Annotated in this window: 14 protein-coding genes and 2 tRNA genes; 15 read left to right on the forward strand and 1 reads right to left on the reverse strand. The window is 44.8% G+C overall.

Features of this window, described 5'->3' with window-relative positions; translation table 11 throughout:
* The first annotated feature begins 41 nt into the window (after window positions 1-41).
* Window positions 42-1280: an aspartate kinase gene (locus N5C46_RS21580; RefSeq protein WP_261750190.1), complete on the forward strand. Its 1239-nt coding sequence runs from the start codon at window positions 42-44 to the stop codon at window positions 1278-1280.
* Window positions 1281-1339: 59 nt separating this feature from the next.
* Here N5C46_RS21580 and N5C46_RS21585 read toward each other — a convergent pair whose 3' ends face one another.
* Window positions 1340-1777 carry a YslB family protein gene (locus tag N5C46_RS21585; RefSeq protein ID WP_336275512.1) on the reverse strand — a complete coding sequence of 146 codons (438 nt, stop codon included), beginning with the start codon at window positions 1775-1777 and terminating at the stop codon, window positions 1340-1342.
* Between the two features lie 351 nt (window positions 1778-2128).
* Here N5C46_RS21585 and N5C46_RS21590 point away from each other — a divergent pair, with 351 nt between their 5' ends.
* From N5C46_RS21590 to N5C46_RS21655, 14 genes are all read left to right on the forward strand, one after another.
* Window positions 2129-2737, forward strand: coding sequence for a succinate dehydrogenase cytochrome b558 subunit (locus tag N5C46_RS21590; RefSeq protein WP_034757098.1), 609 nt, complete (start codon window positions 2129-2131; stop codon window positions 2735-2737).
* 71 nt (window positions 2738-2808) lie between these two features.
* Window positions 2809-4572, forward strand: coding sequence for a succinate dehydrogenase flavoprotein subunit (sdhA, locus tag N5C46_RS21595; RefSeq protein WP_261750191.1), 1764 nt, complete (start codon window positions 2809-2811; stop codon window positions 4570-4572).
* The gene (gene sdhB, locus N5C46_RS21600) at window positions 4572-5339 is read left to right on the forward strand and encodes a succinate dehydrogenase iron-sulfur subunit (protein ID WP_060671328.1); all 768 of its coding nucleotides are present in this window, start codon (window positions 4572-4574) and stop codon (window positions 5337-5339) included. Before sdhA ends, sdhB begins: the two co-directional genes overlap by 1 nt.
* Window positions 5340-5450: 111 nt before the next feature.
* A complete protein-coding gene (locus N5C46_RS21605; protein ID WP_261750192.1) occupies window positions 5451-7043 on the forward strand; it encodes a bifunctional metallophosphatase/5'-nucleotidase in 1593 nt (530 codons plus the stop codon).
* A gap of 137 nt (window positions 7044-7180) precedes the next feature.
* On the forward strand, window positions 7181-7651 hold the full coding sequence (locus N5C46_RS21610) for an acyl-CoA thioesterase (RefSeq protein WP_261750193.1): 471 nt from the start codon (window positions 7181-7183) through the stop codon (window positions 7649-7651).
* Window positions 7652-7796: 145 nt separating this feature from the next.
* A complete protein-coding gene (locus N5C46_RS21615; RefSeq protein WP_032087424.1) occupies window positions 7797-8021 on the forward strand; it encodes a helix-turn-helix domain-containing protein in 225 nt (74 codons plus the stop codon).
* 265 nt (window positions 8022-8286) lie between these two features.
* Window positions 8287-8745: a MarR family winged helix-turn-helix transcriptional regulator gene (locus N5C46_RS21620; protein ID WP_261750194.1), complete on the forward strand. Its 459-nt coding sequence runs from the start codon at window positions 8287-8289 to the stop codon at window positions 8743-8745.
* Window positions 8746-8754: 9 nt separating this feature from the next.
* Window positions 8755-9555, forward strand: a complete 801-nt coding sequence (gene racE, locus N5C46_RS21625) for a glutamate racemase (RefSeq protein WP_261750195.1) — start codon at window positions 8755-8757, stop codon at window positions 9553-9555.
* Window positions 9556-9673: 118 nt separating this feature from the next.
* Complete coding sequence (locus N5C46_RS21630; protein WP_261750196.1) at window positions 9674-10750, forward strand: GerMN domain-containing protein; 1077 nt, start codon at window positions 9674-9676, stop codon at window positions 10748-10750.
* Window positions 10751-10872: 122 nt separating this feature from the next.
* A complete protein-coding gene (rph, locus tag N5C46_RS21635; protein WP_261750197.1) occupies window positions 10873-11610 on the forward strand; it encodes a ribonuclease PH in 738 nt (245 codons plus the stop codon).
* Window positions 11611-11626: 16 nt separating this feature from the next.
* A complete protein-coding gene (locus N5C46_RS21640) occupies window positions 11627-12223 on the forward strand; it encodes an XTP/dITP diphosphatase (protein WP_261750198.1) in 597 nt (198 codons plus the stop codon).
* A 13-nt stretch (window positions 12224-12236) separates the two neighbouring features.
* Window positions 12237-12743 (forward strand): metallophosphoesterase, encoded by a 507-nt coding sequence (locus N5C46_RS21645; protein ID WP_261750199.1) that lies wholly within the window; start codon window positions 12237-12239, stop codon window positions 12741-12743.
* 169 nt (window positions 12744-12912) lie between these two features.
* Window positions 12913-12989, forward strand: a tRNA-Arg gene (locus N5C46_RS21650).
* A 136-nt stretch (window positions 12990-13125) separates the two neighbouring features.
* Window positions 13126-13202, forward strand: a tRNA-Arg gene (locus N5C46_RS21655).
* Window positions 13203-13222: the final 20 nt, after the last annotated feature.

Raw genomic sequence — 13222 nt, forward strand, 5'->3', positions numbered from 1 at the left:
TCATCAACAAGAGCGGAGACGCTCAGAAAGAGGGAGAAGTCGTGAGTATTATTGTTCAAAAATTCGGTGGGACTTCAGTAGGGTCTGTGGAAAGAATTCAAAATGTTGCGTCAAGGATCATTGAAGAAAAAGAAAGAGGGAATGATGTGGTGGTGGTCGTATCTGCCATGGGGAAAACGACGGATACACTCGTTGGTCTTGCAAGGGAAATCACGTCTCAACCGAGCAAAAGAGAAATGGATATGCTGCTCTCAACCGGGGAGCAGGTGACCATTTCACTCCTGACCATGGCCCTGATCCAATCGGGGCATGATGCCATTTCATTCACGGGCTGGCAGGCCGGCATCGAGACGGAATCCGTCCATAGTAATGCAAGGATCACCAATATTCATACCGATAAAATGGCGGCTCACCTTCAGGAAGGAAGAGTGGTCATCGTCGCAGGATTCCAGGGCATGACAGAAACCGGGGAAATCACCACACTCGGCAGGGGCGGGTCGGATACGACAGCCGTTGCGATCGCGGCAGCCCTGAAGGCGGAGCGCTGTGACATCTATACGGACGTAGACGGGGTTTACACGACAGATCCCCGCTATATAGAAGGAGCAAGGAAGTTACCGTCGATTTCATATGATGAAATGCTCGAACTTGCAAACCTCGGGGCAGGGGTCCTCCATCCGAGGGCGGTGGAATTTGCCAAGAATTATCAAATCCCGTTGGAAGTCAGATCGAGCATCGAAAGAGTGGAAGGAACGTATATTGAGGAGGAAGCAAGCATGGAACAGAACTTGATTGTAAGAGGAGTAGCATTTGAGAATGAAATTACGAGGGTCACGGTATTCGGACTGGGAAATGCATTAACAGGACTATCATCCGTGTTCACTACGTTGGCTGAAAATCATTTGAACGTAGACATCATCATCCAGACCCAGACGGATCAGAATACGACCAATCTATCTTTCTCCATCAAGGAGCACGATCTCGAGGAAACCCTTGCTGTTCTTGAACGAAATAAAGAGCAGTTGAATTTCACACACGTCGAGCACGAAAGTGGGCTGGCGAAAGTCTCCATTGTCGGTTCGGGGATGATTTCAAACCCGGGTGTGGCCGCGGAAATGTTTGAAGTGCTTGCTCAAAATGACATCGTCGTGAAAATGGTCAGCACTTCTGAAATTAAAGTGTCTACAGTAGTGGATGGCGAGAATATGCAGAAGGCGGCAGGCGTCTTACATACGGCCTTTCATCTCGATGCCGTGAAGATGGAAGAAATCACGCTGTAGGATCAACATGGAAAAGGGTTGCCTGGATGATTCCAGGCAACCCTTTATTGAGAGCTTGACTACTCGATCCGGTCTTTGTCGTCCCATCTTACCATGACTTTGACCGATTGGCTCCGTTTATATAATTCGTCAGCAGCTTCTGCCACACATTTTCTTTGAAGCTGAATCTGTTCGGCAATAAAGCCCGTTTCCAGTTTGAAGTTCACATCCGTTTTCAGTGACAGACGCCGTTCGATCACAGGTCCGCTCAATTCAAATGTCATTTCATTTCTTTTCTGTTCCAGAAGTGTAAGGGTGCCCCATCCAGCTTCATTGAAAAAGGAAGATATTTCTTCCGTTGACTGAAGGGGGAACTTCCTAGAGAGCTGCTTTCCTCCCCAGTATAGGATATCGGGTGTGTGTTTTCCCAGTATGTCTGGAATCAAGATGTCGCGTAACATTTCATATCCGAAGATTGGAACGGACGGCTGATGTACTTCTTCTTTTTTCTGTTCCAAGTAAATCCCCTCTTTCTATAAAACTATTATATACATGAAAGAGGTAATTATCATCCCATACCTTGAAAAAATGACCTTGGGATATTTTGGTGCTATAATATTTATTGTACATTTATTAGAATTTTCGAACATTTAGTTGTGTAAAACCTCATGTTTTCCGTTGTGGATCTACTGAAAATATTTTTGCGGTATTGTCGAATTTATGTATACGTTTTCTTGACGCTTCCACTCCTTGGGAGTAAAATGAACATGTCACATTATTGTTACAATATAAAATATGTATCGTCGTCTAATAGGTAAAGAAAGGCATTAGAAAACGAATTCATATTTTATCATTAAGGGGGGTAAATCATGGCTGGAAATCGAGAATTTAATTATCGCAGGCTTCATTCATTGCTAGGTGTTATTCCAGTTGGATTATTTTTAACACAACATTTAGTCGTGAACCATTTTGCCACTGGTGGGGAAGAATCATTTAACCAGGCGGCGCATTTTATGGAAAGTCTTCCTTTCCGTTATTTCCTTGAAATCTTTATCATCTTCCTTCCATTGTACTTCCATGCGATTTACGGAATTTACATTGCATTCACTTCCAAGAATAATGCAAGCAAGTTTGGTTATTTCCGTAACTGGATGTTTTTACTTCAACGTGTTTCTGGAGTGATCACATTCATTTTCGTCACATGGCATATCTGGGAAACAAGGGTCGCTGCGGCGTTTGGAGCTGAAGTGAACTTTCAGATGATGGAAAACATTCTATCCAATCCGTTGATGTTAGGATTCTATGTGCTTGGTGTATTATCAACGATTTTCCACTTTGCTAATGGATTATGGTCATTCTGCGTAAGCTGGGGACTAACGGTTACACCTCGTTCTCAATTAATAGCTACATATGTTACGATCGGGATTTTTGTCGCGTTATCGATTGTCGGTATGCGTGCAATCTTTGCCTTCGTATAAGCAGAAAAATATACGAGTCTGATAGATAAGCAAGTGCTCTCGAAGTATGGTAGGAAAAGGAGTGAGTCACGATGAGTAAAGGTAAAATCATCGTTGTCGGTGGCGGTTTAGCCGGCCTGATGGCCACAATTAAAGCAGCAGAAAAAGGAACGCAAGTCGATTTATTCTCACTGGTACCCGTTAAGCGTTCTCACTCTGTATGTGCACAGGGTGGAATTAACGGAGCCGTTAATACAAAGGGAGAAGGGGATTCTCCTTGGGAACATTTTGATGATACGGTTTATGGTGGGGATTTCTTAGCGAATCAACCGCCTGTTAAAGCAATGACAGAAGCAGCACCTGGGATCATTCACTTACTCGATCGTATGGGTGTTATGTTTAACCGTACGCCTGAAGGGTTACTGGATTTCCGTCGCTTCGGTGGGACCCAGCATCACAGAACCGCTTTCGCTGGTGCTACGACTGGTCAGCAGCTATTATACGCTTTGGACGAGCAGGTTCGCCGTCATGAAGTGGCTGGATTAGTCAGCAAGTTCGAAGGCTGGGAATTCCTTGGAGTCGTCATTGATGACGAGGGAGTTGCAAGAGGGATCGTTGCCCAAAACCTTCAAACAATGGAAATCAAATCATTTGCAGCGGATGCCGTTATTATGGCTTCAGGTGGACCGGGGATCATCTTCGGTAAATCTACAAACTCTGTCATCAATACAGGTTCAGCCGCTTCGATCGTGTATCAACAAGGTGCGTACTATGCAAATGGTGAGTTCATCCAGATTCACCCGACAGCGATTCCAGGGGATGATAAGCTTCGCCTCATGAGTGAATCTGCACGTGGTGAAGGTGGACGTGTCTGGACGTATAAAGACGGTAAACCGTGGTACTTCCTTGAAGAGAAGTACCCTGCATACGGAAACCTTGTACCGCGTGATATTGCCACACGTGAAATCTTTGACGTGTGCGTAAACCAGAAGCTTGGTATCAATGGCGAGAACATGGTTTACCTGGATCTATCTCATAAGGATTCAAAAGAGCTTGATATCAAGCTTGGCGGTATCATCGAAATCTATGAGAAGTTCATGGGTGATGACCCGCGTAAAGTACCAATGAAAATCTTCCCTGCCGTTCACTATTCGATGGGTGGACTATGGGTCGATTATGATCAAATGACGAATATTCCTGGATTATTCGCAGCAGGGGAATGCGATTATTCTCAGCACGGTGGTAACCGCTTAGGGGCTAACTCATTGCTATCCGCTATCTATGGCGGTATGGTGGCAGGTCCAAATGCGATTAAGTATATTGAAGGACTTGAGAAAACAGTTGAATCCGTTCCATCTTCCCTATTCGACCGCTATGTGAAACAGGAAGAAGAAAAATGGAACAACATCATGTCCCTGAATGGCACTGAAAATGCGTATGTCATCCATAAAGAGCTTGGGGAATGGATGACGGATAACGTAACGGTTGTACGTCATAACGATAAGCTGAAACAAACGGATGAAAAGATCCAGGAACTGATGGAACGTTACCAAAATATCAATATCAATGATACGGCTAAATGGAGCAACCAAGGGGCGACATTCACCCGTCAATTGTGGAACATGCTTCAGCTTGCCCGTGTTATTACAATCGGTGCATTAAATCGTAATGAGAGCCGTGGAGCCCATTACAAACCTGATTTCCCTGAACGTAATGACGAAGAATTCCTGAAAACGACGATGGCGAAATACAATGCCGCGACGAACACTCCGGAATTCCATTACGAGGAAGTTGATACTTCATTGATCGCACCACGTAAGCGTGACTATTCTAAGAGCAAAGGGGGAAGTAAATGATGAGTGAAAATAAAAAAGTCCGTTTTATCATTACTCGTCAAGAAAGCCCGGAAACTGCTCCTTTCCAAGAAGAGTTCGAACTTGATTATCGTCCGAATATGAACGTGATTTCCGCCTTGATGGAAATCCGTCGTAATCCGGTCAATGCAAAAGGGGAGCACACCACTCCGATCAACTGGGATATGAACTGTCTGGAAGAGGTATGTGGAGCTTGTTCAATGGTGATCAATGGAAAGCCGAGACAATCTTGTACGGCATTGGTCGATCAATTAGAACAGCCGATCCGTCTTGAGCCAATGCGCACTTTCCCTGTCGTCCGCGACCTGCAGGTAGACCGCAGCCGCATGTTCGACAGTCTGAAGAAAGTGAAAGCATGGATCCCGATCGATGGAACATATGATCTTGGTCCTGGACCGCGTATGCCTGAGAAAAAGCGTCAGTGGGCATATGAATTATCAAAATGTATGACATGTGGTGTATGTCTGGAAGCATGTCCGAACGTGAACAGTAAGTCCGATTTCATCGGGCCTGCTCCGCTATCTCAAGTACGCTTGTTCAATGCGCACCCAACTGGTGCCATGAATCAGGATGAGCGCCTTGAGTCCATCATGGGCGACGGTGGACTTGCCAACTGCGGTAACTCACAAAACTGTGTTCAATCTTGTCCAAAAGGAATTCCTTTGACGACTTCGATTGCGGCACTTAACCGTGAAACCACTTTCCAAATGTTCAAAAACTTCTTCGGAAGCGACCATATGGTTGATTAATATTTTCTGATGAAAAGCACTTTCCTTCGGGGGAGTGCTTTTTGTTTTGCCTCATAAAATGCAGGCAATTGTCGCATAGTAGACTACAAATGAGCCTATGGAGTGATGAGTATGAAGCGAATCGGATTGATATTCATAATCTTGTTTTCCAATATTTCAACTTTTGTCTTGGATGAAGTGAAGGGAAAGGAAATGGAAGATGGGGAGCCTTTCCGTTTGACGATTCTGCATACGAATGATGTTCATTCCCATTTGGAAAACGTTCCGTATTTGCACACGGCGATTAAAGAAGAGCGGAAAAAGGATGGGGATGCCCTTCTTTTGGACGCGGGGGATGTGTTTTCGGGGACGTTGTTTTTTAATGAATATCTGGGACAGGCAGATGCTGCATTCATGAATGAAATTGGCTATGACGCCATGACGCTTGGAAATCATGAATTCGATAAGGGAAGTGAGGTGCTGGCGAACTTTATTAAGGAACTTTCCTTTCCCGTGGTGAGCAGCAATGTGGATGTCCGGCTTGATCCTATCCTAGCTCCTTTCATGGAAAGTGGAATTCCGGAACAGGCTGAAAGTGGGAAGATCTATCCTTCTATCATTCAAACAGTAAAGGGGATCAAGATCGGCATCATCGGAATCACAACCGAAGATACGGCTTTCCTTTCTGCTCCAGATAAGAAGATAGTCTTTCAGGATGCCGAAAGGAAAGTACTTGAAGAAATGAAAAAGCTACAGGTAAAGGGAGTGAATCATATTATCCTGCTGTCGCATCTGGGATTACGGCAGGACAAAATGCTGGCTCAAAAGGTGAAAGGAATCGATATCATCGTCGGCGGCCATTCCCATACACGATTGGAAACCCCGCTTGTGTACAACTTGAAATCGAAACCGACCCTGATCGTTCAGGGTGATGAGTATGGGAAGTCACTTGGTAAATTAACGGCTTTATTTTCCGAAGGAGGGGTACTGACCGGGTGGAATGGTGAGCTGCTGGATGTGTTGACCAAAGATCAAATAGGAAATGATGTGTATCCACCTGATCCATGGGCAGTTAAGAGATTTGAGCAATTACGGAGGCCCATCGAAAAGGTAAAGAGCATGGATATTGGTACAACCAACACTGCATTAAATGGAAATCGTCGGGACGTTCGGACCAAAGAGACCAATTTAGGCAACCTCATTACAGATGCCATGCTGGAGAAAGCGAATCATTATGGCCCGACTCAAATCGCCTTTCAGAATGGTGGCGGGATCAGGAATTCCATCGATGCGGGAACCATTACCCTGGGAGATGTGTTGGAGGTGCTGCCGTTTGGGAATACCCTTGTCATATTGAACCTGACGGGGGAGGAGATCATTCTTGCATTGGAGCATAGTGTGGCGAATGTGGAAGGGGAAACAGGTCAATTCCTGCAGGTATCGGGCATGACATTTGTCTTTGATCCCTCAAAGCCCATTGGTAATAGAGTAACGGAAGTGAAAATACAAGGAGCTCCCCTTGACCGTTCCAAGACGTATGGAGTGGCCGTCAACGCATTCCTTGCAGGCGGAGGGGATGGTTTTACCGTATTGAAAAGTGCAAAAGAAAACGGCAGGATTTCAGAGCTGCACCTCAATCTGTATGAGGTGATAAGTGAGTATCTCACCACCCATTCCCCCGTTTCCCCGCAAGAGGAAGAGAGGATTATGGAACGAATAGAATAAGAAGGAATGAGCCGGTTTTTTCCTGCCGGCTCCATTTCATACATATAGGTTTCATATTTTTCTGAAAAAGGGTATAATAAAATGAATCATCATTCATTTTTCAATTTCATTTTCGTTTACTAAAAGGAGGAGCCAATTTGAAACATTTTACATACATTGAAGATATAGAAACATGGCAACAAGAATTTTCATTTTCAATCCATATAAAGGTCCGGTTTTCTGAGACTGATATGTTTGGACATATGAATAACACTGTTCCATTCACGTATTTTGAAGAAGCGAGGATCGAATATTTAAAACACATTGGATTTATGCAAGACTGGGTGAAACCCGAGCATGATACGATCCCTGTCGTTGCAGATTTACAATGTGATTTTGTGAAGCAAGTATTCTTCGACGAGACGTTGAAGGTATATGTGAAGGCAGATCGCGTTGGTCGTTCTTCAGTGGATTTACATTACATGGGTCTGAATGAAGAAGAACAGGTTTGCTTTACTGGTAGAGGAACCATGGTGCAAATATCGAAGGAAACTGGAAAAGGTGTCCCTTGGACGGAAGAAATGAAGTCGAAGCTTCATAGCGAAAAGGTGGTCTCGAGCCCGGTTTAAGACGTGAAAGAAACCGCTGCCTATTTTTCATTTAACTTCCTTCTCTATGTCACTCTAAACCCTACCTTCACATATGATATTCTGACGACCAACAATACCCATCCCCGCGGTTTAAAGCTGGCGAAGGCAAGGAGGGTTACCATAATTGAAGGACAATGATTTTACACACAAACCGTTGCTCACCAAAAGAGAAAAAGAAGTATTCGAACTGTTGGTTCAAGACAAAACAACTAAAGAAATTGCTAGTGATCTATTTATTAGCGAGAAAACAGTTCGAAATCATATTTCCAACGCCATGCAAAAGCTTGGAGTGAAGGGGCGATCTCAAGCTGTTGTAGAGCTTCTTCGCATGGGGGAACTCAAGCTTTAAATGTAAGGGACTGATTCTGATGCCGAACAATTAACGGGTTTCTCAACATGATACCTATTAATGTTTGAATGAGAGTCAGTCTCTTTTAGTTCTGGTCGTTCTGATAACTTGTGTTGAATTTTTCTGAGAAAAAGGTGAAAATGCTAGTAAGGGGAATACACGCTTGACCAATAATAGATATAGAAGCTAAAACGGGAAGGCTTGAGCGTTCCGGTTTATCATAAGGAGTAAATGTCCGGTTTCTGAATGTAAAAGGAGAGAAATAATGACGAATTCTAAAGAGCAATCCATTGAAGATATACAAGTTGTGGCAGATATCGAGAAAGACCTTCGATACATATCATCGATCATTAAGCAAAAAGGAAGAGAGATATTAAGTCAGTACACCATCACGCCACCACAGTTCATCGCGTTGCAATGGTTATTCGAGTATGGGGATATGACAATCGGAGATCTTTCGAATAAAATGTACCTTGCCTGCAGTACGACAACGGATCTTGTTGATAGAATGGAAAAAAACCAGTTAGTCGAGCGGGTCAAGGATGAGAATGATCGTCGCGTCGTACGCATTCATATGTTAAAAGAGGGCGAAAGAATTATTGAAGAAGTGATCAAGAAAAGGCAGAATTACTTACAGAGTGCCTTAACGGATTTCTCTGCCCAGGAAGTGCTATTATTAAAAGATCATTTAGCAAAACTCCATCAGGAAATTAAACCAGAATGAGGGAATAATGTGATTCAACCAATCGGCATCATTGATTCTGGGGTAGGGGGGCTCACCGTCGCGAGAGAAGTGATGCGTCAGCTGCCGAAAGAGACCATCTATTACTTAGGTGATACAGCCCGCTGCCCCTACGGACCCAGATCAGCTCAAGAAGTAAAAGCGTTCACGTGGGAAATGACTCAATATCTCATGCAATATGATATCAAAATGCTGATCATTGCCTGCAATACCGCCACTGCGGTGGTACTGGATGAAATACAGACCCATTTGGATATACCGGTGATTGGCGTCATCCATCCAGGAGCCCGGGCTGCGATCAAGCATACTCATAATAAGAGGATCGGTGTCCTTGGAACCGTGGGGACAATCAATAGCGGTGCCTATGTGGATGCCCTTCACTCCCTTCACGGAAGTCTGGACGTCACGTCCCTCGCCTGCCCGAAGTTTGTTCCGCTTGTAGAAAGTGGAGAGTATGACAGCTCCATGGCGACTGATATAGTAGGGGAGACGCTCCATCCTCTTAAAGAGTCCGGGATCGATACGTTGATCCTCGGGTGTACCCATTATCCGTTGCTGCAGCCGAAGATACAGGCTTATATGGGCCCTGAGATCAGTGTGATAAGTTCCGGTGACGAAACCGCCCGGGAAGTCAGTACGATCCTTGATTATTATAATCTCCTGTACAGGGGAGTCCTCAAGCCGGAACACCGTTTTTTCAACACGGGGTCTTCGGCGATCTTTTCCCGGATCGCCTCCGATTGGCTGACAGTCGGGGAAGTAACGGCAGAAACCATCCGATTACAAGAGTAGAATCTTGTGGTCGGGTGGTTTTTTTATTTTGTTGATTTTATTGTGAAAAGTTTCGGTCTATTTTTTGGAGGGGGCTCGTATATATGTTAGTACAAACTGTCTTTTAGGAGGTTTCCCAATGGCAAAAAAAGCAAAGGTGTCAATTGCTGTAACGGTTTTAGCTTCTTCTGTATATCTTTCCGGTTGTGGATTACTCAGTTTCGGTGATGACAAGGAGAAGATCGATCCTCCTCAAGACTTATCCTACTTGAAAGAAGGGGAGAAAGTCGATACCGCCAAGAAAGAGGATTCAGATAAAAAGGTGAGCAAAGAAGAAGCGGGTGCTGAGACCGTCATGACGGAATTGTATTTAATCGATAAAAACGGCTATGTCGTTTCCCAGTCGATCCCTCTTCCAAATCAGGAAAGCGTGGCCAAACAGGCCGTGGAATACTTAGTGAAGAATGGTCCTGTCGAAAACATCCTGCCAAACGGATTCAGGGCCGTATTACCGGCAGATACGCAAGTGACGGTTGATATTAAAGACGGAAAGGCGATTGCCGATTTTTCTCCGGAATTCAATAATTATCAGCCTGAAGATGAACAGAAAATCCTTCAGTCCGTAACATGGACATTGACTCAGTTCGATTCGGTTGAGAAAGTTGAACTGCGGGTGAACGGGTATCCATTAACGGAGATGCCGGTGAATGGTACGCCGATCGACGAAAATGGATTAACGAGAAAAGTCGGGATCAATGTGGATACGTCAGGCGTGGTGGATCCGACGAGCACCAAACCGCTTACAGTGTATTATGTATCGCAATCCGATGATAAGACCTATTATGTTCCTGTGACGAAACGCGTCAGTTCCAAATCCGCAGATGAAGTCAAGGCAGTGGTGAATGAACTGATCGAAGGGCCGGGTTATTCTTCTTCCCTGGCAAGTGACTTTACTGGGGCAAAGCTGTTGGATGATCCGAAGCTTGAGGATGGAACCGTGACGCTGAACTTTAATGAAGCGGTGTATGGCAGCCTGGAAGAAAAGATGGTTTCTGAGCATATGCTGAATTCCCTCGTCCTCTCCCTGACCGAGCAAAAGGGCATCAAAGGGGTATCGGTACTCGTGAATGGTGAAGCGACCACCGTCTCTAAAGACGGGGAAACGGTGACTGAACCGGTGACAAGACCAGAAAATGTGAACGCAATTAGTTTTTAAATCACGTTTTTTTGATATACTATGAATAGAAACACTTGAAAAGAGGTTGGCAGATTGCCGCCTCTTCTATTTTTGATTAGGCCATTTTTTACATAACGAACGAACAAACAGGAGGGAATTATATGAGAACAGACGGCAGAGAAAAGGATCAATTGCGACATATCGAAATCGAGACAGGATACGTCAAGCATCCGGAAGGTTCTGTATTGATAACGGTTGGTGAAACGAAGGTCATTTGTAACGCCAGTATCGAAGAGCGTGTGCCTCCGTTTATGAGGAACAGTGGAAAAGGGTGGATCACGGCGGAATATTCCATGCTTCCGAGAGCGACGGAAACGAGAAATATCCGTGAATCGTCCAAAGGGAAAATCTCGGGTAGGACGATGGAAATTCAACGCTTGATTGGACGTGCCCTGAGAGCGGTCGTTGACTTGGATGCGTTGGGAGAACGCACGATCTGGATCGATTGTGATGTCATTCAAGCAGATGGCGGGACAAGAACGGCTTCCATTACCGGGGCATTCGTTGCCATGGCAATCGCCCTTGCCAAGCTTCAGGACAGTAAAAAGATTTCTTCATTCCCACTCAAGAGCTTCCTTGCAGCGACAAGTGTCGGGATTGTGGAAGAACACGGAGCAGTCCTTGATTTGAATTATATTGAAGATAGCAGCGCATTGGTGGATATGAACATCATCATGACGGGTGAGGGTGAATTTGTGGAGCTTCAGGGAACCGGTGAAGAAGCCACCTTTACAATGGATCAACTGCATCAATTACTGAAGCTTGGACAAGTTGGGATACACGAATTATTCCAAATCCAGCAGCAATCATTAGGTGATATCGTAAAGAGATTTCAATAAAGGGATGAGAGAACCGATGACAAAACGAGTGATCATAGCCACAAAGAACAGGGGAAAAGCAAAAGAATTCCAACATATGTTTGCGCCTTACGGGTATGAGGTACAAACATTACTAGACCTTCCTCATATTGAGGATGTGGAAGAAACAGGCGTAACCTTTGAAGAGAATGCGATTTTAAAAGCGGAAACTGTAGCCCGTGAATTAGGGGAACTTGTGATTGCCGATGATTCCGGGTTGGCCATCGATGCCCTTGAAGGTCGTCCGGGCGTGTATTCCGCGCGCTATGCCGGGGAAGAAAAAAGCGACGAAGCGAATATGACGAAAGTATTAGAGGAGCTTGAGTCAGTGGAAGAATCCGACCGAACGGCCCGTTTTCACTGTGTGTTGGCCATTGCCGGCCCTGACATGGAAACGAAGACGGTGACAGGAAGTTGTGAAGGGATGATCCTGCGTGAGAAGAGAGGGACGAACGGGTTTGGCTACGATCCAATCTTCTTCGTGCCTTCCCTTGGAAAGACCATGGCTGAATTGACACAAGATGAAAAGAGTCAGATCAGTCATCGAGGTCACGCACTAGAAAAGCTCGGAAATATGATTTCAGACTTAGTTTAAAGGGTGAATCTGAATGAGATTATTAGTTGTAAGTGACAGTCATGGATCCAAAGATGAATTGTTGGATCTCTCAGAGATGTACAAGTCCAGTGTAGACGCCATGATTCACTGTGGTGACTCGGAGTTGAGTGCGGATGATCCTGCATTATCATCTTATCTCATTGTCCGGGGGAACTGTGACATGGATGCACGACTGCCTGACGACCTGGTAGAGAAGGTAGACGACCACACCATCATGGTGACGCACGGACATCACTATGGAATCAAGATGTCATTGATGAAACTCCGATACAGAGCGGAAGAGGTCGGGGCACAGTTTGTGTTCTTTGGTCACTCCCACTCACTGGGGGCAGAATGGATTAACGGCACATTATTCCTGAACCCTGGAAGCATCCTGCTGCCACGGGGAAGAAGTGAGCGTACCTACGCATTGGTAGATACGGAAGATCAAGAAATCAACGTCACATTCCTGACCCACGATCATGTGGTGCTGGATGAATTGACGCAAACATTCAGCTAGTGAAATATAGTGTGGGAACCCGTCTCGTACGGGTTCCCATTATGTTTTGAATTATAAAAAGCAAAGCTGAAAAATAAAATAAAACTTTTTTTGAAAATCTGTTGACTTATTTATGCTATGTGAATATAATAAATATTGTCCTTGAAAAACAAATAACAAAAACACACACGTCCCAGTAGCTCAGCTGGATAGAGCAACGCCCTTCTAAGGCGTCGGTCGGGAGTTCGAATCTCTCCTGGGACGCCATAATCATTACATACGAACCTTGAGATCAGGGTTTTGACTAACAAGGGGTACTGACACAGTAACTGTGAGGTATCTCTTTTTTTATCCGATACATAGTGCGATGTTTTTTTGAATCATTTTGCTAACATTTCAATGTGTCCCAGTAGCTCAGCAGGATAGAGCAACAGTTTCCTAAACTGTAGGTCGGGAGTTCGAATCTCTTCTGGGACGCCATAAACCCTACATACGTAAAG

Source organism: Rossellomorea vietnamensis (assembly GCF_025398035.1).
Classification (GTDB): Bacteria; Bacillota; Bacilli; order Bacillales; family Bacillaceae_B; genus Rossellomorea; species Rossellomorea vietnamensis_B.